Origin of the sequence: Saccharomonospora amisosensis, from assembly GCF_011761185.1 — a bacterium.
Lineage (GTDB): Bacteria > Actinomycetota > Actinomycetes > Mycobacteriales > Pseudonocardiaceae > Saccharomonospora_A > Saccharomonospora_A amisosensis.
In genome coordinates this window covers 2,786,780-2,808,538 of sequence record NZ_JAAOYM010000001.1, presented here as the reverse complement: position 1 = coordinate 2,808,538, position 21,759 = coordinate 2,786,780, and the positions used below count along the sequence as shown (strand labels likewise).

Annotated in this window: 18 protein-coding genes; 13 read left to right on the top strand and 5 right to left on the bottom strand. The window is 70.0% G+C overall.

All coding sequences use genetic code 11. The annotated features are described in order from the left end of the window. Positions 1-32: 32 nt before the first annotated feature. Complete coding sequence (locus FHU38_RS13655) at positions 33-497, top strand: DUF6069 family protein (protein WP_167171109.1); 465 nt, start codon at positions 33-35, stop codon at positions 495-497. Between the two features lie 36 nt (positions 498-533). Here the strand turns inward: FHU38_RS13655 and ftsH are convergent, their stop codons facing one another. Both ftsH and FHU38_RS13645 read right to left on the bottom strand, forming a co-directional pair. Continuing rightward, positions 534-2,408, bottom strand: coding sequence for an ATP-dependent zinc metalloprotease FtsH (gene ftsH / locus FHU38_RS13650; RefSeq protein WP_167171106.1), 1,875 nt, complete (start codon positions 2,406-2,408; stop codon positions 534-536). Between the two features lie 21 nt (positions 2,409-2,429). Next, positions 2,430-3,260 (bottom strand): alpha/beta fold hydrolase, encoded by an 831-nt coding sequence (locus tag FHU38_RS13645; protein ID WP_167171103.1) that lies wholly within the window; start codon positions 3,258-3,260, stop codon positions 2,430-2,432. 164 nt (positions 3,261-3,424) lie between these two features. Between FHU38_RS13645 and FHU38_RS13640 the strand changes: the two genes are divergently transcribed. From FHU38_RS13640 to FHU38_RS13605, 8 genes are all read left to right on the top strand, one after another. Continuing rightward, positions 3,425-5,803 (top strand): phosphoketolase family protein, encoded by a 2,379-nt coding sequence (locus FHU38_RS13640; protein WP_167171100.1) that lies wholly within the window; start codon positions 3,425-3,427, stop codon positions 5,801-5,803. Further along, a complete protein-coding gene (locus FHU38_RS13635) occupies positions 5,803-6,927 on the top strand; it encodes an acetate/propionate family kinase (protein WP_167171097.1) in 1,125 nt (374 codons plus the stop codon). The genes FHU38_RS13640 and FHU38_RS13635 overlap by 1 nt, the downstream gene beginning before the upstream one ends. Beyond that, positions 6,924-9,515 carry a cation-translocating P-type ATPase gene (locus tag FHU38_RS13630; protein ID WP_167171094.1) on the top strand — a complete coding sequence of 864 codons (2,592 nt, stop codon included), beginning with the start codon at positions 6,924-6,926 and terminating at the stop codon, positions 9,513-9,515. The genes FHU38_RS13635 and FHU38_RS13630 overlap by 4 nt, the downstream gene beginning before the upstream one ends. A gap of 67 nt (positions 9,516-9,582) precedes the next feature. Next, positions 9,583-10,854: an MFS transporter gene (locus FHU38_RS13625; protein WP_167171091.1), complete on the top strand. Its 1,272-nt coding sequence runs from the start codon at positions 9,583-9,585 to the stop codon at positions 10,852-10,854. A gap of 637 nt (positions 10,855-11,491) precedes the next feature. After that, the gene (locus FHU38_RS13620; protein WP_167171088.1) at positions 11,492-12,841 is read left to right on the top strand and encodes a GGDEF domain-containing protein; all 1,350 of its coding nucleotides are present in this window, start codon (positions 11,492-11,494) and stop codon (positions 12,839-12,841) included. Between the two features lie 131 nt (positions 12,842-12,972). Continuing rightward, positions 12,973-13,293 carry a lipopolysaccharide assembly protein LapA domain-containing protein gene (locus FHU38_RS28000; RefSeq protein WP_167171085.1) on the top strand — a complete coding sequence of 107 codons (321 nt, stop codon included), beginning with the start codon at positions 12,973-12,975 and terminating at the stop codon, positions 13,291-13,293. A gap of 90 nt (positions 13,294-13,383) precedes the next feature. Next, on the top strand, positions 13,384-14,244 hold the full coding sequence (locus tag FHU38_RS13610; RefSeq protein WP_167171082.1) for an MEDS domain-containing protein: 861 nt from the start codon (positions 13,384-13,386) through the stop codon (positions 14,242-14,244). Beyond that, positions 14,244-15,236: a sensor histidine kinase gene (locus FHU38_RS13605; protein ID WP_167171077.1), complete on the top strand. Its 993-nt coding sequence runs from the start codon at positions 14,244-14,246 to the stop codon at positions 15,234-15,236. Before FHU38_RS13610 ends, FHU38_RS13605 begins: the two co-directional genes overlap by 1 nt. Positions 15,237-15,337: 101 nt before the next feature. Here the strand turns inward: FHU38_RS13605 and FHU38_RS13600 are convergent, their stop codons facing one another. Next, entirely contained in the window at positions 15,338-15,796 is a 459-nt protein-coding gene (locus FHU38_RS13600; RefSeq protein ID WP_313886765.1) for an SPW repeat protein, read from the bottom strand. A 223-nt stretch (positions 15,797-16,019) separates the two neighbouring features. On the opposite strand from FHU38_RS13600, the gene FHU38_RS13595 reads away from it, so the two are divergent. The 3 genes from FHU38_RS13595 to FHU38_RS13585 are packed head-to-tail and all read left to right on the top strand — an operon-like array spanning position 16,020 to position 18,608. Beyond that, a complete protein-coding gene (locus FHU38_RS13595) occupies positions 16,020-16,373 on the top strand; it encodes a YciI family protein (protein WP_167171073.1) in 354 nt (117 codons plus the stop codon). A 7-nt stretch (positions 16,374-16,380) separates the two neighbouring features. Then, positions 16,381-17,625 carry an RNA polymerase sigma factor gene (locus FHU38_RS13590; RefSeq protein WP_167171070.1) on the top strand — a complete coding sequence of 415 codons (1,245 nt, stop codon included), beginning with the start codon at positions 16,381-16,383 and terminating at the stop codon, positions 17,623-17,625. 29 nt (positions 17,626-17,654) lie between these two features. Further along, complete coding sequence (locus tag FHU38_RS13585) at positions 17,655-18,608, top strand: DNA polymerase domain-containing protein (protein ID WP_167171067.1); 954 nt, start codon at positions 17,655-17,657, stop codon at positions 18,606-18,608. Between the two features lie 3 nt (positions 18,609-18,611). Here the strand turns inward: FHU38_RS13585 and FHU38_RS13580 are convergent, their stop codons facing one another. After that, positions 18,612-19,976, bottom strand: coding sequence for an MFS transporter (locus FHU38_RS13580; protein ID WP_243852249.1), 1,365 nt, complete (start codon positions 19,974-19,976; stop codon positions 18,612-18,614). Between the two features lie 83 nt (positions 19,977-20,059). Further along, entirely contained in the window at positions 20,060-20,752 is a 693-nt protein-coding gene (locus tag FHU38_RS13575) for a helix-turn-helix transcriptional regulator (RefSeq protein WP_313886764.1), read from the bottom strand. 142 nt (positions 20,753-20,894) lie between these two features. Between FHU38_RS13575 and FHU38_RS13570 the strand changes: the two genes are divergently transcribed. Continuing rightward, positions 20,895-21,389, top strand: coding sequence for a DUF1059 domain-containing protein (locus tag FHU38_RS13570; RefSeq protein WP_167171064.1), 495 nt, complete (start codon positions 20,895-20,897; stop codon positions 21,387-21,389). The last annotated feature ends 370 nt before the right edge of the window (positions 21,390-21,759 follow it).

Here is a 21,759-nt window from a genome sequence, read left to right as displayed (position 1 = left end):
CGCCGCGCGCGGTCACACGGGAGGTTGGAGCCATGAAGAACGAGGTTGACTCTACCCGGCTGTGGGCGGGTGGAGCCGCGACGGCAGCGGTGGCCGCACTGGTGGCGGTCGTCGGCATTCTCACCGCGCGCGGCCTCGCCCACGTGGCCGTGCTGGCGCCACGAGGAGAAGGCGCCTGGGGCGGCGCGAACACCGTCACCTACGCGGTGAGCGCCGCCGTCGTGGCCGTCGCGGCCACCGGGCTGCTGCATGTACTGCTGCTGACCGCACCGCGCCCCCTGCTGTTCTTCGGCTGGATCATGGCGCTGCTGACGGCCATCGCGATCGTGCTGCCGCTGAGCCTCTACGTCGACTGGGGCAGCAAGGTGGCGACCGCGCTGATCAACCTGGCCATCGGTTTCGCGATCATCGTGACGTTGTTGAACGTCGGCAAGGCCGCCCAGCGCGAGACCGACCGCGACCACAGCGACGACTCCACCCAGCAGTTCTACCCGTGACGCGGCCGTCCCGGTGACCGGCCAGGCACCGGCCGGTCACCGCTCCCGCTCGCCCTCGTGCGGGCGCAGCGCCGCCAGCACGGCGGCACCGTCGACCGTCTCCTCCTCGCGAAGCCGCTCCGCGAGGCGGCGCAGCGCGGGCAGGTGCTCACGCAACAAGCCCAGCGCGCGCTCCTCCGCCTCGCGCAACAGCCTGGCGATCTCGGAGTCCACCAGCCGCTGCGTCTGCTCCGAATAGGGGCGGCTTTGCACGACCGGCGCGCCGGGCAGGTGGGCCGCCTCTCCCGACTCGTAGCCGACCGGGCCAAGAGCGGGCGACAGCCCGAACTCGGTGACCATCCGCGTCGCGAGCTGGGTGGCGACGGCGAGGTCGTTGGCCGCCCCGGTGAAGCCCTCACCGAAGACCAGGCACTCGGCGGCCCGCCCGCCGAGCCGGATCGTGAGCTGGTCGGTCAGGTAGCTCTCCGCGTACAGATGCCGTTCCGCCTCCGGAAGCTGCTCGGTGGCACCCAGCGCGAGTCCGGCGGGCAGGATCGTCACCTTCTCCACCGGGTCGGCGTGCTCGCACAACGCCGCCAGCAACGCGTGCCCCGACTCGTGAACCGCCACGGCGTGCCGCTCCTCGGGCAGCAGCGCGTTCGACGACTCCCTTCGGCCGAGCAGCACCCGGTCGCGCGCCGTGCTGAGGTCCGCGGCGGTGAGCACCGTCCGGTCGGCGCGCACCGCGTTGATCGCGGCCTCGTTGACCAGGTTGGCGAGGTCCGCGCCGGAGAACCCCGGTGTCGCCCTGGACAGCCGGTCCAGGTCCACGTCGGGAGCCAGTTGCTTGCCCCTTGCGTGCACGGCGAGGATCGCCCGCCGCTCGTCCTGGTTCGGCAGCGGGATCGTCACCTGGCGGTCGAACCTGCCGGGGCGCAGCAGCGCCGGGTCGAGCGACTCGGGCCGGTTGGTCGCCGCGAGCACGACGATGCCGCTGCTCTGGTCGAAGCCGTCCATCTCGGCGAGCAACTGGTTGAGGGTCTGCTCGCGTTCCTCGTGGCCTCCGCTGCCGCCAATGCCCCGCCTGCTGCCGACGGCGTCGATCTCGTCGATGAAGATGATCGCGGGTGCCCGCTCGCGGGCCTCGTCGAACAGGTCCCGTACCCGCGAGGCCCCGACACCGACGAACATCTCGACGAACGCCGAGCCGGTCACCGAAAGGAACGGCACGCTGGCCTCGCCGGCGACGGCTCGCGCGAGCAGGGTCTTACCGGTGCCCGGCGGGCCGACCATGATGACGCCCCTCGGCCCTTTCGCGCCCGCCGCGGCGTACTTGGCCGGATCGCGCAGGAACTCGATGATCTCGCTGACGTCCTGCTTGACACCCTGATACCCGGCGACATCGGCGAACCGGGTGCTCGGCCGCTGCGCCTCGATGATCTTGGCCTTGGAGCGGCCGAAACCCAGCGCGCCACCCGCGAGCGAATGCTGGGCCCGCCTGCCCGTCCACAGCAACAGGCCGATGATGAGCGCGAGCGGAAGCAGCCCGACCAGCAGGCCGGTCCAGTCGGCTCCGGAACTCGTCGCGCTGATACTCACCCCGCCGTCTCGCAGCCGGGACTCAAGGCCGGAGTTGTCCAGCGCCACGGGGATGTTCGTGCTGAACGAAGTCCCGTCCCGGTACTCGCCGGTGACCGCGCCGTTCTCGTCGATGGTGACCGACTCGACCCGCCTGGAATCCACCTGGGACAGGAACTGGGTGTAGGACAACGGCTCGTTCTTCTCGCCCTGCCACAACGTCGGCAGGAACAGCAGCAGCGCCGTGGCGAGCAGACCCAGCGGCAGCAGCCATCGCCGCCAACGCGGCGGAGGCGGGGGTGGCTGCTTGGGAACGGGGTCGGGCGGTGGTCCTGGTTTGGCCTTTCGCGACAACTCAGCGCCGCCTTCCGGCCGTCATCGCGGCCTTCCGGCGAGGAAAGTGCGCACGGCACGGGCGAGGGGTCGGCTTTGCGGTCCCACGTGCCCCTTCCCTCCACACAACGTCAACTCCGCGTTGGGCATCCGGGCGGCGGTGTGCTCGAACAACTCGGCACCGTAGCACGGGTCCAGCGCGCCGCCGACGACCAGCGTACTCGCCGTGATGCGGGGCAGCCGGTCCTCGATGTCGAAGGCCTCCTCGGCCTCGAGCGTCAGCAGCAGATCCCGGTCACCCGTGCCGAACACCACCGGCCCGAGCAGCCAGCCCGCGCCCTTCAGCAGCTTCCTGCTGAACCGCCGCGTGCCCAGCAGGGTGAACAGCGCGGCATTGGCGCGCCGAGGCCTTCCCGCCCGCAGCTGTGTGGCCGCCTCGCGCTGAACCGCGCGCCCTAGCGGGCCGAGGCGGTGCGCCGCCGACACCACGACGAGGCGGTCCACCACATCGGGGTGGTCCGCGGCCAGTTGCAGCGCGATGCTGCCGCCCGTCGAAACGCCGACCACGTCGACCGGGCCGCCGAACCGCTCGCGCAGCATGGCCGCGTAGTCACCGGCGAGGTCGGCAATGGTCGCACCCGGTGGCAACCCAGGTCGGCGGTTGATCCACCACACCTCGTGCCGGGACGACAGCGGCTTCAGCTGGGACAGCTGGAACAACCGCTGGGAGCCGCGTGGCTGCCGGTGATGCGGCGTCAGCCCGGGCAGGAACGCGAGCGGCTGGCCGGAACCCGCCCGGAAGTACGGCATACCGTCCCAACGCGGTTCCTGCCGCGCGGGGCGGGCCGTTGCCGATTCGCTTGCGTGTGGCATGGCCACCTCCTCCCTCGTGGGGCACGGGTCGGCCTCCACTGTGTTTCGCCAGCCGCGCCGGCGAGTAGGGCCCTAAGCCCCTGCTCAGCCGGGACGAGCGCCCACAGCCGCCTGGCCGGGCGATGCGCCAGTGTGGGGACACCGCCCGCGACCGGAGGATGCCGATGACACCGAGAACGCCGACGACCGTCGACCGCCCGGCCCGGGGCGAGGCGAGCGGTACCGAGACCGAGAGTGACCGTGGCGACGAGCTGGCGCGGGTGGACGCCTGGTGGCGCGCGGCCAACTACCTTTCGGTCGGCCAGGTGTTCCTGCTGGAGAACCCGCTGCTGGCCGAGCCGCTCAGTCACGAACACATCAAGCCGCGGCTGCTCGGTCACTGGGGCACCGTGCCCGGCCTCACGCTGACCTACGCCCACCTCAACCGTGTCATCGCGAGGGAGCGCCGCGAACTGCTGTTCGTCGCGGGACCAGGACACGGCGCCGCCGGGCTGAACGCGGCCGCGTGGCTGGAGGGAACGTACTCGGAGTACTACCCCGACGTCGGGCAGGACGTGGAGGGGATGCGACGGCTGTTTCGGCAGTTCTCCTTTCCCGGCGGGGTTCCCAGCCACGCCTCACCACACCTGCCCGGCTCCTTCCACGAGGGCGGCGAGCTGGGCTACTCACTCGCGCACGCCACCGGCGCGGCGTTCGACAACCCCGACCTGGTCGTCGCGTGCGTGATCGGCGACGGGGAGGCCGAGACCGGTCCGCTGGCGGCGAGCTGGCACGCGCCCGCGTTCCTGCACCCCGAACGCGACGGAACCGTGCTGCCGATCCTGCACCTCAACGGGTACAAGATCGCCAACCCAACACTGCTGGCGCGGCTGCCCGCGCCGCAGCTCGCCGAACTGCTTCGCGGCCACGGCTGGGAACCGGTCGAGGTGGCGGGAGACAGCGCCTACGCGGTGCACGAGGCCTACGCGGCGGCGCTGGACGAATGTTTCGCGCTCATCACCCAGCGCAGGCATCCGATGATCGTGCTGCGCACGCCGAAGGGCTGGACCGGACCGGACACATTGGATGGAAAACCCATCGAGGGCAACTGGCGCTCGCACCAGGTCCCGCTGCCCGCCGCGCGGCACGACCCACACCAGCTGGCACAGCTGGAGAGCTGGCTGCGTTCCTACCGCCCCGGCGAGCTGTTCGACAGCTCAGGCGCACCCGCGCGCGAGATCCGCGAAGCCAATCCGAGCGCGGAGCTGCGGATGAGTGCGCAACCGATGGCGCACGGCCAGGTCCAGCGCGCGCTGCGACTGCCCGAGATCGCCGAGCACGCGGTGGACGTTCCCGCACCCGGACGGCGCTACGCCGAATCCACCCGCGCGCTCGGCCGCTACCTGCGCGATGTGCTGGCGCTGAACGCCGACCAGCGCAACATGCTGCTGTTCGCACCCGACGAGCACGCCTCCAACCGGCTCGACGCGGTGTTCGACGTGACCGGACGGCGCTGGCTGCTTCCCACCCGGCAGGGCGACGACCACCTGGACGCTCGTGGCCGGGTCATCGAGGTGCTGTCCGAGCACCTGTGCCAGGGCTGGCTTGAGGGCTACCTGCTCACCGGAAGACACGGCATGTTCTCCAGCTACGAGGCCTTCACGCACATCGTGGACTCGATGGTCGCCCAGCACGCGAAGTGGATGCACATGGCGGCCGAGGTGCCGTGGCGCCGGCCGGTGCCGAGCCTGAACTACCTGCTCACCTCACACGTGTGGCGGCAGGACCACAACGGAGCGTCGCATCAGGACCCCGGCTTCATCGACCACATCCTCAGCAAGCGGCCGGAGGTCTCGCGGGTCTACCTGCCGCCGGATGCCAACTGCCTGCTGCACGTCACCGAGCACTGCCTGCGCACCAATGGCCTGGTGAACGTCATCGTGGCGGGCAAGCAGCCGGAGTTGCAGTACCTGGACCTGGACGCCGCCCGTGCGCACACCGAGCAGGGGCTGGGGATCTGGGAGTGGGCCAGCAGTGACACCGAATCCGGCACGGACGTGGTGATCGCCTGCGCAGGCGACGTGCCGACCCAGGAGGCACTCGCGGCCGTGCAGGTGCTGCGAGGACTGGTGCCGGATCTGCGGGTGCGGTTCGTCAACGTCGTGGACCTCACCAGGCTCGCCGCCCCGCAACGCCATCCGCACGGCATCAGCGACCGGGAATACTCCGCGATCTTCACCAGCGACGTCCCGGTGATCTTCGCCTTCCACGGCTACCCGTGGCTCATCCACGAGCTGACCTACAACCGGCCGGGACACGAGCACATGCATGTGCGCGGATTCGGCGACAAGGGCACCACCACCACGCCGTTCGACATGTGTGTGCTCAACGAGATCGACCGTTTCCACCTGGCGCTGGCGGCGCTCGAACGCATCCCGAGGATGGCGGGCAGGCTCGGGCATCTGCGCCAGCACCTGCTCGGCGAGCTCGCGCGCCACCACGACCACATCAGGCGCACCGGGGAGGACATGCTCGAAGTCCGCGCCTGGACCTGGGGCCCCTGATGCGGGTGCTGACCCTGAACCCCGGCTCCTCCAGTCTGAAACTGGCACTGGTGCGGGACGGGGCCGCGGAATCGGCGTCCACACTGCAGAAGTGGGACGGTTCGGCGCCACGCGGGCTTGCCGAGTTCGCCGACGCGGTCGACGCGGTGGCGGTTCGGATCGTGCACGGCGGCAACCGCGCCGAGCCGGTGCTCCTCACCGAGCGGGTACTCGGCGAGCTGGAGGAACTGGTCCCCTACGCCGCGCTGCACCAGCCTCGCTCGCTCGCCATCGCAAGGCACGCGATGGCGGCACTGCCTGACGTGCCCGTCGTCGGCTGCTTCGACACCGCGTTCCACGCCGATCTGCCCGCCCGCGCCAGCACCTACGCCGTGCCCGCCGCCTGGCGCCGAGAGCACGGCATCCGGCGCTACGGCTTCCACGGCTTGTCGGTCGCCTACGCCACCGCGTGGACCGCGCGATTGCTCGGCCGCCCGGTGGCACAGCTCGGCCTGGTGTGCTGCCACCTTGGTGCGGGCGTGTCGGTCACCGCCGTCGAGGGTGGCCGCAGCGTCGACACCTCGATGGGGCTCACCCCGCTGGACGGCGTGCCGATGGCAACCCGCTCGGGGGCGATCGACCCCGCCATCCCGCTGTACCTGGTGCGGCGCGCGGGCATGTCGCCCGCCGACGTTGAGCTGGCCCTGCAACAGGAGTCCGGACTGGCGGGACTGTCCGGAACCAGCGGTGACATCAGGGACGTGCTCGCCGCCCGCGCGCTCGGTGATCCGGACGCCCGGCTCGCGGTCGAGGTGTACCTGCACCGGCTGCGCCGGGAGATCGCGGCCGCCGTGGTTTCGCTGTCCCACGTCGATGCGGTGGTGCTCACCGGGGGAGTGGCCGAACACCAGCCCGACCTGATGGCCGAACTCGTCGCGGGCGCGGGACTCGGACTGTCACACGCGAGCGCGCGGCCGGCCGCGCCAGGCGACGGCGCCGAAGGGGTCATCAGCCCACAGGGCGCGCCGGTGCCCGTCGTTGTCGTCGTCTCCCGCGAGGACCTGGAGCTGGCGAGTCAGACCGAACGCCTGCTCGATCCGACGTCCAAAGCTGAGCGGGCCCGGCAGGTGACCAAGGGAAGGTGACCGAGCCGGAGTCGAGCGCGGCGGGCGGCGACCAGGAACGGTCGCCCGCACCCGCCGCGCCGCGACCCGGACTCAGTACCGACTCGGCTGCGAGCAGGCTGCGCACCGACGGGCCCAACGCACTGCCCGCACCGAGCAGGCCCAACCCGCTGCTGGTGCTCGGCGGCCAGCTCGTGCACTTCTTCGCCGTCATGCTGTGGGTGGCCGCGGGGCTGGCTTTGGTGGCGGGGCTGCCTGCGCTGTCGGTCGCCATCGTTGTGGTCATCCTGCTCAACGGAGCGTTCTCCTTCATCCAGGAGTACAGGGCCGACCGTGCCGCCGAGCGGCTGCGCGACCTGCTGCCGGTGCGGGCCACCGTCCGAAGGGACGGTCACGCGCGCGTGGTGCCTGCCGAGGAACTCGTCGTCGGCGACCTGTTGCTGCTGCAGGCCGGTGACCGCGTGTGCGCGGACGCGACGGTAGAGCCGGGAGGGCGGCTGTCGGTGGACGAGTCACTGCTCACCGGTGAGAGCACACCGGTGACCCCCCGTCCCGGCGGCTCGGTGTACGCCGGGACACATGTGGTCGAGGGTCATGGCGCCGCCGTCGTCACCGCGACAGGGACGAGTACGAGGCTCGCGGGTATCGCGGCGGTCACCGAGCGGGCAAGCAGGCCGCGCAGCCCGCTGGCCAGGCAACTGCATCGGGTCGTCAAGACCATCGCGGTGGCGGCGGTGGGTGTCGGGGCGACGTTCTTCCTGGTGTCGTTCGGACTGGGAACCCCTGGTGCCGAGAGCGTCCTGCTCGCCATCGGCGTCACCGTCGCGCTAGTACCCGAAGGGTTGCTACCCACGGTGACCCTTTCACTCGCGAGGGCCGCACAACGCATGGCGGGTCGCGACGCGCTGGTGCGCAGGCTCGAGTCTGTCGAGACGCTGGGCGCGACCACCTTCATCTGCACCGACAAGACCGGAACGCTCACCCGCAACGAGATGTCGGTAGTGGCGGTGTGGACACCAATGGGAAAGGTGACCGTGGCAGGCCAGGGATACGCACCCCACGGCAGGCTGGCTGGCGACCCCGCCGCGACCGCGGCCGCTGCCACACTCGCCGATCGTGCCGCCCGCTGCTCACCCGACGCCCGCGCGGCCGGCGGCAACGGGCGCTGGCACGCGATCGGTGACCCGATGGAGGTGGCGCTGCACGTGCTGGCCGCGAGGGCGGGCCGCGAACCGGCGCGGCCACCCCGGCTGCGCTTCCCGTTCGACCCCCGCCGCAGACGCTCCTCCGTGGTGGACTCGGAAGGGGTGCACGTCGTGGGCGCTCCCGACGCCGTACTGCCGCTCTGCCCCGAGGCGTCCCCAGGCGCGGCCAGCGCAGTGGCGGCGTTGACAGCGGAGGGGCTGCGGGTGCTCGCGGTCGCCGGTGGCAACGCCGACCGCGAAGTCGACAGCCCTGAAGCGGCCGAGCGAGACCTCGAACTACTCGGCATCGTTGGGCTGGAGGACCCGCCACGTCCCGACGTGGCCGAAGCGATCACGGCCTGTCGCGCGGCGGGTATCCGGCTGGCCATGGTCTCCGGCGACCATCCCGGCACCGCGGCCGCCATTGCCAGGGAGGTGGGTCTGCTCGGCGAGCACGGGCTCGTCGTCGAGGGCGAGAACCTGCCACGAGATGAGGCCGCTCTCGGTGAGCTGCTCGATGCCGACGGTGTGGTGATCGCCAGGGTCACCCCGGAGGACAAGCTGCGCATCGCACGGGCACTGCAGGCACGCGGGCATGTCGTGGCCATGACCGGCGACGGGGTCAACGACGGGCCCGCACTGCGTGCGGCCGACATCGGTGTCGCGATGGGAGCGTCCGGTACCGACGTCGCGCGCGAGGCCGCCGACCTGGTCTTACTGGACGACCATTTCGCCACGATCGTCTCGGCCGTCGAACTCGGCAGGGCGACCTTCGCCAATATCCGCCGGTTCCTCACCTACCACCTCACCGACAACGTCGCCGAACTCACCCCATTCCTGGTGTGGGCGTTGTCGGGCGAGTCGGTCCCGCTCGCCATCGGCGTGCTGCAGATTCTCGCCCTGGACATCGGCACGGACCTGCTCCCGGCGCTGGCACTCGGTGCGGAGCCTCCCAACCCCAGGACGATGCGCGGGCCGCTGCGCGCGGGCGGACTCATCGACCGCCGGGTGCTGGGCAGGGCCTTCGGCGTACTCGGCCCGGTCGAAGGTGCTACCGCGATGACGGCTTTCGTGCTCGTACTGTTCGCGGGTGGCTGGAGCTTCGGTACGGTGCCCGACTCGGAGCTGTTCGCCACCGCCTCGGGCACCGCGTTCACCGCGATCGTGCTCGGCCAACTCGCCAACGCGTTCGCCTGCCGCAGCGAGTCGCGCTGGGTGGGGAAGCTCGGGCTGACGGGCAACCCGCTGCTGCTTTACGCGGTGGGTTTCGAGATCGCCATGCTCTGGGTCTTCCTGCTCGTACCACCACTGCCACGACTGCTCGGTGGAACCCTGCCCGGCCCGCTGGGGTGGGCGCTGGCCGCCTTGGCCATCCCCGGGGTGTGGCTCGCGGATACAGTGCACAAGGCCTTGCGCCGCCGGTGAGACCGGCCGGCTCTCGCGGGACCTGGCCTACCCCGATCCGGGTAAGAAGCGCCAAACTGTGGTTCCTATGAGTCAACAACCGGCGACCTATCGTGCCGTCTTCGGCAGTCGCGAGTTCCGTCGGCTCTGGCTGGCGCACACGTTGTCCGTGGCGGGCGACCAGCTGGCGCGGGTGGCGCTGACGATCCTGGTCTACGACAGGACCGCGTCGGCGGGGTTGGCCGCGGTGACCTACGCGGTGAGCTACGTGCCGGACTTCCTCGGGGGCGCGCTGCTGGCGGGTATCGCCGATCGCTACCCGCGCCGGCGCGTCATGGTGGCGACGGATGTCGCCAGGGGTGTCGTGGTGGCGGTGATGGCGCTGCCCGGTGTTCCGCTCGCCGGGCAGGTCGGGCTGCTCGTCGTGGTGCAACTACTGGCGGCCCCGTTCTCCGCCGCCAGGCAGGCCGTGCTGCCCGACATTCTGCGAGGCGACAGCCTGGTTATCGGGATCGGGGTCATCTCGATGACATACCAGGCCGGGCTGGTCATCGGGTTCGGCGCGGGCGCGGTGGTCGTCGACGCGATCGGAGCTGCGGGCGCGTTGTGGGTCGACTCGGCCACGTTCGTGCTGTCGGCACTGGTGATCAGGTTCGGGGTGCGCGCGCACCCGCCCGTGCCCGGCGCCGCTCCCACCGTTGCGCGGCGCCGCTGGTCTGGCGTCACCAGGGGTTGGCGCGTGGTGGCGGGTAACCCCAGACTCCGCGCGCTGCTGGTGATCGCCTCTTGCTCCGGCTTCTACGTCGTGCCGGAGGGCCTCGCCGTACCCGTGGCGGACCAGATCGGCGCGGGTACGGCGGCGGTGGGCTGGCTGCTCGCGGCCAACCCGGTGGGCACGGTGCTGGGCATGCTCGTGCTCAAACGTATGTCGCCGGACCGGCGGCTACGGCTGCTCGGGCCGCTGACGGTGGCCAGCAGCCTCGTGCTGGTGCCGACCGGATGGCAGCCAGGGCTTGTGGTCCTTGTGCTGCTGTGGACGGCCAGTGGTGCGTTCTCCGCGCACGACATGGTGACCCAGGCGGCCTACGTGGCGGAGGTTCCGCCTGAGGAACGCGGGCACGCGGTCGGCGTCGCCATCGCGTCACTGCGCGCCGCGCAGGGCCTCGCCATCGTTGTTTCCGGGCTGGTGGCCCAGCTGCTATCGCCGATTGTCGTGATTACGGCCGCGGCGGTACTCGGCACCGTTGTCGGTGCGGGTGCGAGCCTGTCGTGGTCGCGTGCGTCGTCCGGGCAGGCACCGCCTCCCGCTGATCGAGGCAGCGTCGACCGGGGTGAAGCAGGAGACGAGGTCGCCGGTTAGCTCGGTGTCCGAATCCGCGTCTCGCGGACCCGGGCGAGGCGAGCCTTCAGGTCCAGTTGTTGTCGCGCATGGGGTGGTTCCTTTCTGTGTGGTGGGTGTGGGTGGTGGGTGTTCAGGTCCAGTTGTTGTCGCGCATGGGGTGGTTCCTTTCTGTGTGGTGGGTGTGGGTGGTGGGTGTTCAGGTCCAGTTGTTGTCGCGCATGGGGTGGTTCCTTTCTGTGTGGTGGGTGTGGGTGGTGGGTGTTCAGGTCCAGTTGTTGTCACGCATCGGGCTCTTGCCTCCTTTCGGGATGCGGGTCAGGGGCTCGCGGTTGCGTCCTTGCGCCGCATTCGGCGCTCAGGTCCAGTTGTTGTCACGCACGGGACTCACCTCATTCCGCTGTGTGGTTGGCTGCCCGGCATGGCGGGTTACCGGCTGCATCCGGTCGTCACGTCCAGTTGTTGTCTCGCATTCGTCTACACCTCCTTTCGGGTGGACGCTCGCTCGCAGTGATGACACGCTAGGTCGTTAGTCCAACCGGGTGTATTCGGCATGAACCTTCGGGGCGTCCCACGAAGGTGGGGACGCGGCGTGCACATTCGGATACTGTGAAGCGGCACGATTAATCATCCGTCTTGAAGCAGGTGGGAGCCAGTGGTGCTCGCTCGGCCACGGAACTGGGTCGCGGGATGGGGGCTGTGGAAGGCGCCCGCGGCGGTACGTCGCTACGTGCTGGCGGTCAGCGCGTTGGCGTTGGTCACCAGCGTCGCAACAGCGTTTCTGGTGCCGGTGTCGCAGCGTGACCTGCTGTGGTTCGGCGTGCTGGCGGCCTGCGCCGTCGTTTCGATCGAGATGACACGCCAGATCGAGCGCAGGCGCGAGTACCTCAAGCACGAGTCGATCGCCTACGTCGACACCAAGGGCCTGTGGTCGTTCGCCGCCGTGCTGATCCTGCCGCCGCTGCTCGCCACGGCGATGGTGGTGTTCACCTACCTGCTCGCCTGGTGGCGGGTGTGGCCGAGCCAGCGCCCCATCCGCGCGCACCGCTGGGTGTTCGCCTGCGCGACCGTACTGATCGGCACGCATGCCGCCGTCGCCGTGCTCGCGCTGGGCATGCAAACCTACCCGGGACTTCCCGAGCCGGCACTGCCCGCCGGGCTGCTGGAAATGGGGGTGGTGGTGCTCGCCGGAGCGCTGCGCTGGGCCCTCAACTGCGGTCTGGTCATGGTGGCCATCGCGCTGTCGGACCCGGCACGGCCGGTCCGCGATCTGTTCGCGAACTTCTCACAGCAGTGGCTGGAGGCCGGGGCCATGGCACTCGGCCTGACCGCCGCCACAGTCCTGCTCACCCAGCCGCTCGTACTGGCGGCCATCGTGCTCGCCCTGGTCGTCATGCACCGCGGAGTGCTGCTGCACCAGTACCAGCATGCCTCGCGAGTCGATGCCAAGACCGGTCTCACCACGGTGAAGTGGTGGCGAACGGTCGCGGAGCAGGCGCTGGACCGGGCACGCCGTACCGGCGACAACGTCGGCCTGCTCATCCTCGACATCGATCACTTCAAGGCGGTCAACGACACCTACGGTCATCTCGCGGGCGACAAGGTGCTCGAAGCCGTGGCCCGGGAGTTGGCGGGCGAGATCCGCTCCGACGACACCTGCTGCCGGTGGGGCGGTGAGGAACTGACCGTGGTGATCCCCGACGTCCGCGACGGCGGGAACCTGCTGGAGATCGCGGAGCGGGTCCGGCGCAGGATCAAGGACCTCGTCGTGGACATCGAACCGGGAGACACCGAGCACGGTGAGCGGGAGCGCATCCGCGTCACCGTCTCCATCGGCGGTGCGCTGTTCCCCGGCGACGGGATCGGCACGCTGGACGAGTTGATGATGGCGGCCGACACCGCCGTGTACGGCGCCAAGACCGGCGGACGCGACCAGTGCCGCATCGCCAACTACGAGGCCTCTACGGAGCAGCACCAGCTTTCCCCGCGGAGCAAAGCGGACTCCTGAAGCACCCTGTGACGCCAGCCGTGGAAGGCAAGGCGGCCGTGGAGCCCGTCTTGTCGACCACTTCGGCCCGCTGAGGCTGCAGGGTGCGCTCTCGACCTGCGAACGGCTCCACCGGCAGCGATGATGGCAGGGTGAGCACTCCGGCAGACGACGACTCGGGGAGCACCCGTCGCATCGATACCGACACCAAGGCCGTGGTAGGCAGAACCCGGATCAGCGGCATCTGGGTGAGCGCGATCATCGCGACCCTGCTACTGGTGCTGCTGCTGATCTTCATCGTGCAGAACATGGAATCGGTGACTGTCCGCTTCCTCGGCATGTCCTGGGGTGTGCCGCTGGGGGTAGCGATGCTGTTCTCGGCGCTCGCGGGAGCCCTGCTGGTGGCGTTGCCCGGCGGAGCTCGGGTGCTGCAGTTGCGCAGACGGATTCGCAGGGGCAGCGCCCGACACTGACGGCGGGAGGCGCCACGCGCCCCCGGTGAGATCGGACACGGGATCGGCGAGAGACGGCGTAGCACGCGCCCGGGTACTAACCTTGACCCAATGCGTCGTTCCGGTACGACCAGCGCACCTGTCGGCCTGCACAGGCACGACCACGTGTGCTGGATCCACCAGGGCGGGCGAAGCTGGACCGAACCCATGATCCGCTTCTTCCGCGAGGGCGCCGTGGCCGGTCAGCGGTTGCTCTACGTGGCGGACAAGGCCGAGACCGAACTCGCCGACGACCTGGCGCCGCTTTCGTCCCGCGACGCCATGCTGGGCAGTGGACAGCTCAAGTTGCTGCCGCTGGCCAAGTTGTACGGCTCGGTGGACGACTTCACCGCCGACGAGCAGATCGCCATGTTCAAGGAGCTGACAGCGACGGCGGTGCGTGCGGGGTTCGGGTGCCTGCGGGTGGCCGCTGAGGCGACCTCCCTGTTCGTGGGCGTCGACGCCGAGCACGCGGCGCGCAGGTTCGTCGGCTACGAGGTGGGCATCGACCGGGTGATGGCGACCGAGCCGATGCTGTCCATGTGCGGCTACGACCGGCGCCTCGTCAGCGCGGCAGCCGCATCGGCGTTGTGCCTCGTACACCCGCTTCGGCATGGCGCGCGAATCGGGTCGGCCTGCGGTGTGTTCGCCGAGGAGGACGGTAGCTGGTCGGTGACCGGCGAGATCGACCTCGTCTCACGGGACTCCTTCGAGACGGCGCTGTCGGTGCTGTCGGAGCTTCCCGGCGATCGCGACATCACGTTGCGGCTGGAGGGGCTGACGTTCATCGATGTCGCGGGGGTACGCGCGCTCGCGGAGCTTTCCGCGCGGCTGGCCCCTCGACGCCTTATTCTGCACGATCCACCTACGCCGTTGCGGCGGATTCTGCGGCTGTGGTGGCAAGACCTACCAGGGTTGGAAGTAGCCGACTGATGAGCACGGGGGCGCAAGCCAAGGGCGGCTTCACTCATGTGGCCGTTCTGTACGGTTCCGACGAGGAGTTCCTCGACGCTGTGGTGCCCTTCCTCGCCGAAGGGCTGGCCGAGGGGCAGCCGACACTGCTCGGCGTGGAGCCACGGCTGGAGGGGCTCGTGCGCGAGGCGCTGGGCGACGATGCCGACGAGGTCATGACGTTGCGTCGAGCGCAGCAGTACGAGCGACCGCTGGACGCGCTGCGACGCAACCGGGACCTGTTCGCCGCACACGCGGCCGCGGGCGCGCCAACGGTCCGGGTCGTCGGGGACGTGCCGCATCCCGGCGTCGGTGTGCCGTGGGACGGCTGGGTTCGTTACGAGGCCGCCATCAACCACTTCTGCGCCGAGCTACCGGTGATGGTGCTGTGCCCGTACGCCGAGAACGCTCCCGACAGCGTGCTGGCCGACGTGCAGAGCACTCACGGGTGGCTGGCGTTGCCCGGCCAGGAGTACCGGCCCAACCCGCACTACATCGAGCCTGCGACATTCCTGTCCGAACGTGCCGATTGCGAGGTGGCGCCGCTGGAGCGCAGGCGCCCCGACCTGTGGCTGGAGAACCCCGCTCTCGCGCACGCACGGCACGTGGTGGGTGTGCTTGCGGCCAACACAAGCCTCGACGAGCGATCGGTGAGCGACCTTGTCGTCGGCGTGAGCGAGGCGGTGACCAACGCCAAGGTGCACGGCAAGCCGCCAGTGCTGCTGCGAGCGTGGGTGGATCACAACCGCATGGCGGTCGCCGTCAGCGACTGCGGCAGCGGACCGAGGAACCCGTTCGCGGGTCTGCTGCCGGACGAAGGTAGTCGGTCCCAGGGTGGCCTCGGCCTGTGGCTGGCCAATCAGCTGTGCGATCGCGTCACGCTGGCTGTGACCGAGGAGGGCTTCACCGCCTACCTGGTCATCGGTGAGCCGCCCCCGGTGGAGGTGGGCGGCTCACCTGCGGGCAGCCGTTAGCGGCCGGTAGCGGCTCAGTGGACAGCGGGTTCACGACGGAAACGGGCGCGGCCCGGCAGCAGCCGGGCCGCGCCCGTTTCGGCGGTTGCGGCAGCTGGCTTTCATCGCTGGCGGCGCCTGCCGCCGCCGGTCATCCCGACGGCGAGTACGCCGACTCCGAGTAGCGTGACGACGCCACCGGTGATGACGTTGTTGATGATGGTCGGAGTCGTCGCCGCGCTGCCCAGCACCACCCACGGCGAGATGATCGTCCAGACACCGATGAGTGGTGCCACCCAGGCCAGGGTGTGCATCCTGCTGTACACGGCGGCGTAGCCGATGGCCAGGACGGCAAGGGCGAGGCCGGTGATGAGGTTGGTGACCGCGAGCGAGGGGAAGTTGGTGAATCCCACGACCCACGGCCCGATCGCGATGTAGAGCCCACCCAGGAAGGTGAGGCCGTCCACCAACTGGGCCTGCGGGGTCTTCGCGGCCCGCTCGTACCGTACCTGGAGGTTCACGAGATCAGGGTGCTGCTCGATCGAGCTGGTGGGCACCGTCATCATTTCCTCCTTCGTCACTCCTACGAAGTCACGCAGGGGTACCTATTGGTTGACTCTCGAAGGCAGGGACAAACGCGGTCGAGGGACAATGGGGTCGGCCTTCAACCCGGCTTGCGCGCGGCCAGCCGCGGCCCGCTCATGTGGCCTGAGTCACTCTCTATTGGTTCCCTGTCGATTCGTAACCGCGCCGTTCGTGTAGCCGGTGAGAGGAAGCCGAAACCGAACCGGAGAGGACGACAACATGAAGCAGTACCTGCTCAGCATCTACCAGCCCGACGGCCGTACCCCCGAACTCGAGGTGCTGGAGCCGATCATGCGCGACGTGGAGGCCTTCAACGCCGAGGTGCGGGCAGCAGGAGCGTGGGTGTTCTCCGGTGGGCTGCATTCACCGGACACCTCCACCGTCGTGCGCGCGAAGGACGACGAGGTGCTCACCACCGACGGCCCCTTCATCGAGGGCAAGGAGCACATCGGCGGTTTCACCGTCGTCAACGCGCCGGATCTGGACGCCGCGCTGGAGTGGGGCCGCCAGCTCGCCAAGGCGACCACCTTGCCGATCGAGGTCAGGCCCATGGAGTACGGCAGTTGCGGGTGAACCGGCGGTGAGTTCCAGCCACACCACGCCGACGGCCGGATCGGTCGAGCGCGTGTTTCGCGAGGAGTACGGCAGGGCGGTGGCGTCCCTGGTTCGCGCCCTCGGCGATATCGATCTCGCCGAGGAGGCCGTCCAGGACGCCTTCGCCGAGGCCGTGCGGCGCTGGCCCGGCGAGGGGATGCCACCAAGCCCGGCAGGCTGGATCATCACCACCGCCCGCAACCGCATGATCGACCGGCTCAGGCGGGAATCGAGCAGGCCGCACCGACACAGCCAGGCCGCGCTGCTGCACGCCGCGGCCGAGCCCGCCGAGGAGGGCCCCGTGCGTGACGACCGACTGCGGCTCATCTTCACCTGCTGTCACCCCGCGCTGGCTCCTCGCGCCAGGGTCGCGCTCACCCTGCGCCTGCTGGGTGGGCTCACCACGGCCGAGATCGCCAGGGCGTTCCTGGTGCCGGAGGCCACCATGGCGCAGCGGATCGTGCGGGCGAAAGGCAAGATCCGCGACGCCGGGATCGCGTACCGGGTTCCCGCCCAGGCGCACCTGCCTGCGCGGCTGTCGGCGGTACTGGCGGTGATCTACCTGGTGTACAACGAAGGACACACCGCCAGTTCCGGCTCCGCGCTGGTGCGGACCCGTCTGTGCGAGGAGGCCGTCCGGCTCGCTCGCATGCTCGCCGAACTGCTGCCGGACGAACCCGAAGTAATCGGCCTGCTCGGGTTGCTGCTCTTGCTGGAGTCACGCAGGCCGGCGCGCACAACCCGGGAAGGCGACCTGGTGCCGCTCGCCGAGCAGGATCGCGCGCTGTGGGACCGCGCGCTCGTCGCCGAGGGGCAGCGGCTGGTGCGCCGCTGCCTGCACTGGGGCAGGCCGGGGCCCTACCAGATACAGGCGGCGATCAATGCCGTGCACAGCGAAGCGGCGAGCGTGCGCGACACCGACTGGCGACAGATCGTGCTGCTGTACGACCAGCTCGCCGCCCAATCCCCGACACCGGTGGTCGCGCTGAACCGCGCCGTGGCCGTCGCCGAGGCGGTGGGCCCGCGGCAGGCGCTCGCTCTGGTGGACGGGCTCGAACTGGACGGCTACCACCTCTACCACGCCGTTCGCGCCGAGTTGCTCCGCCGCCTCAGCCGTACCGACGAGGCGGCGAGCGCGTACGCCGCCGCGATCGAACGCACCGGCAACCTGGCGGAGCAGGCATACTTGCGACGTCGGCGCGCCGAGCTCGCCGACATGCGGTGTGGCTGACCGCCCGCGCGAACCGGAGGGGCCTTGCGATGAGTGACGCCGATGCTGCCGTCGAGCGGGCCGGGGTACGGCTGACCAACCTGGACCAACCGCTGTTCGACGGCGCCGATGCGTCCAAACGCGACCTCGTCGACTACCTGGACGGTATGCGGGAGGTGCTGTTGCCCGTCCTGCGGGGCAGGCCACTGTCGGTGGTCAGAGCGCTGCGCGGGCAGCGACCGTTCATGCAGAAGAACCTTCCCAAGTACACCCCGGACTGGGTGCCACGCGTCTCGGTATGGGCGGAGTCGTCGCGGCGCGACGTGTCGTACCCGCTGTGCGACGACCGCGCAACCCTGCTGTGGCTGGCCAACCAACGGGCCGTGGAGTACCACCCCACGCTCGCGCTCGCCGACGATCTGGCCCGCCCCACCCATCTGGTGCTCGATATCGACCCGCCGGGGCAGGACTTCTCCGGCGCCGTCAGGGCGGCCGAACTGGTGCGCCAGGCGCTGGCCGACGCCGGGCTGAGCGGGGCGGTGAAGACGAGCGGGGCCGAGGGGTTGCACGTGTTCGTGCCCGTCGAGGGGGTTGCCGCCGACGACGCGGCCGCCGCCACCCGTGCCCTCGCCGCCCGCGCGGCCCGGCTGGAACCCCGAATCGCCACCACGGAGTTCATCCGTGAGGACCGAGGCGGCAGGGTCTTCCTCGACTCCACAAGGGCGGGCTCGGCGACGGTCGTGGCCGCCTACAGTCCGAGGTCGCGGCCGGGTGTACCCGTGTCGTTCCCGCTGGACTGGACCGACCTCGACCGGGTGCGGCCTGCCGACTTCACGCTGCGCACCGTGCCCTCGCTCGTCGAAGGCCGCGACCCGTGGGCGCGGGCGATGCCGCCGCGGCGGCGACTTCCCGACGACCTCGTCGCGGAAGGGCACACCATCCCCGTCGCTCGGGTGCGCGCCATGCACGAGGGCAAGCGGCGCGCCCGCGCGCGCCGCGGCTGATCCTCAGCGCCCGCGCCGCGCCGCCAGCAGCGCCAGCACCCCAAGGCCCTGGATCACCACCAGCACGGTAACCCCGGTTCGGAATCCGGTGAGCCCGCCACCGGCCACTGTCCAGCACAGCGCGGTGACCGCGGGCGCGACCGTCTGCGACACCATTCGCACCGTCGCGCTGACGCCGCCCGCCGTACCCGTCCCCTCAGCGGGTGCGCTCGCCAGGATCGCGGTGATTATCGGAGTGTTGAACAGGCCGAAGCCCGCTCCGATCAGCGCGAGCTGCCAGCCGAGAGTCGGTAGCCCGCTGCCGGGCCCGAGTGTGAGCAGCAGCAACGTCGCCGCCACGGTCGCGGCACCCCCCGAGGCGGCGACGGTGAGTGGGCCGGTGCGGTCGGCAAGCCATCCGCCCACGGGCGACATCGCCGATACCGCCGCGATGAACACCAGCATCAGCGTGCCGGTGGCCGTTGGCCCCTCATCCAGCACGTCGGAGAGGAAGTACGGCAGCAGGAAGGTCAGCACCCCCGCGTTGAAGCACACCAGGAACAGCCCTGCCATGGTGAAACCGAACGTGCGGGCCCGAAGCAGATCGACGACCTGGCGTGACTGCGGCAGCCGGGTCCACAGTGCGACCAGTGCGATCGCGGCGAGCCCGAAGCCTGCGGCGAGCGCCGGTTGTTTCGCCGGCAGGTCGATGGCGAGAAGCAGTGACGCGACGGCGCCGGACAGGACGGCGGCCTCGCGCAGCAGTGCGGCGTCGGGCCGGGGAAGTCCTCCTCGCCGCTTCCCGGTGACACGCAGTAACAGCCACACCGCCACCGCGACGAGTGGCAACTTCAGCAGGAACACCGAGCGCCAGCCGAATGCGCCGGCGAGCACCCCGCCCAGCGAGGCACCCGCCATACCACCGACCGTCATGATCGTCACGACGACGGACAGTGCCCGGCCTCGCTTGTCGGGGTCCACGTTGGCCGCGATCACCGGCAGGTAACCCGCCAAGGTCAGCCCTGCGGCGAGCCCCTGCAGCAGCCGGGCCGCGAGCAGCATCCACATGGCGGGTGCCAGTGCGGCGAGGACACTGCTCACCGCGACACCCACCATCGACGTCGCGATGACCAGCGCCGGGTCGGCGCGGTCCACCCAGCGGCCGGCGGGGATGGAGATCGCGGCCATCGGCAGTGCGTAGGCCAGCAGCACCCATGCGGCCACCGACGGAGCGGCGCCCAGCTCGGCACCGATGTCGGGAAGCGCCACCGCCGCGATGCTGAACTCTGAGGTGACGACGAGCATCGCGAAGGCGAGCGCCACCACCGGCGCCCAACTCGATCGGGTTCGAGGTCGTGGGGGACTGGCGTCGAGGTTGTTCGTAGGCATGGCCGCGACGCTACGAACCGGCCGGTGCGGGCGAATCTGTCGACCGACTGGGCTGCTACGGCAGCTGTGATCGTCCGGGATGGTCAGCGCATGGCGTGCGTGACCGCGACCGCTGCCGCGCGATCGGCGACCTGGAGCTTGCGGTAGATGTGCTCGAGGTGCTTTTCCACGGTGCGCGCGCTGACGGCGAGCGCGCGGGCGATCGCCGCGTTGGTCCTGCCAGCGGCGACCAGGTCCAGCACCTGGCGCTCGCGTGCGCTCAGGTCCGGCCCGGCGGCCGGGGACGCGGTGGCTTCCCTGCGTTCTCCGGCACGGTGCAGGGCCGAGGCCATGGGGGCGCGCAGCAACGCCAGCGCCGCACGTTCCGTGTCGGCGAAGGGCACCTCGACGCGGTTGAAGGCGATACCCACGACGAGCTTTCCGGAAGGACCGACCGTGCAGGCGAGTCTGTGCCCCATCAGAACGGTTCGCCAGATTCTTCTATGGACGTCGGGTTGATGGAATTCCGCGCGGCCGACGACATCGCGAATCCTTAGGGCCTCGGTGTCATCGGCTACCGCGAAACGGTCGAGCAGCGATTCTTCGTCGAACGTATCGAGCACGGCCGGATTCGCGGCCGCGCTCGCCGCGTGGAACAGATCCGCATAACTGACCATCATCGCCGAAAGGTCAATCTCGTTGTAGGTCAACACATCGCACGGGATCAGCCGGGCTAGCTCCGGCAGTGCGACCTGGGCGAACCGCGCGGGCTCGGTCAGGTCGGCCAGCGCGTCCACAACGGCTACGCAGCGCCGCACGGTGTTCAGCGGAATGTGCATGACGTGTTCTTCGTGCGATAGATGCGTGATCTACGTATCGACGCTCCTACTTCCCGGTGCTGAAGTCAAGGTTGACACCTTCGCAGAAAGGGAGGTCGAAATGACCAGAAAATATGTTGACTGTCGGGAGACGCCCAGTGTCGCGGGGTGCACGCTGGCGATGAGCGGGGAAGCGGACGAACTCATGCGAGCCGCCGTGCTGCACGCCGTGGATGTGCATGGACACACCGACGACGCGCAGTTGCGCGAGAGCCTGCGAGCCGGACTGCGGGACGAGCCGGTCGCGGACACCGAGCCCGGCGCGTTCATCCAGTTGATCGAGTTCAGCACCGAGCGAATCGACGAGGTGGAGACGCTGACCGCGGAGTGGGCCGAAGCCATCGGGGCGGACCGCACCGCCCGGTGGGCGCTGCTGGCGGCCGACCGCGACCGGCCGAACACCTACCTGGAGATCGTCGAGTTCCCGGGCTACGCCGAGGCGATGACGAACTCCGCTCACCCCGCGACGGCCCGGTTCGCCGAGCGGTTGGGCAAGCTCTGCGACGGTGAGGCACGGTTCGTCAACCTGGACGTCCGCGCGACGGCAAGGCTCTGAGCAGCGTCGGAGATCGTGGCCTGACTCGTGGTCTGACTCGTGGCCGTGGTGGCAGTCGCCGCCGCGGCCACAGCCTTGTCCGGGCTCGCCGGTAGGAGACAGAACAGCGGCGAGACTTACTCCGTTCGCCGGATCCACTTATGTCGAAAGTCATCATAAGTTAGACGATGACAATCTTAGATATAACCATGGACATCGGAAGTGGGTAGGCATCCCGGCGGAATCCTTCGGCGCGGAAGGCGGGTAGCGGTGAACCGGACCTCAGAGCGGGAGCGATACGCGGGGCCGCGCTCCCACGTGACGCCTCGGAGTCCGGCTCGGCGCGGCCTTCAGCGGCCGGGTTGCCGCACGCGGCGGCTTGAACCCTTGC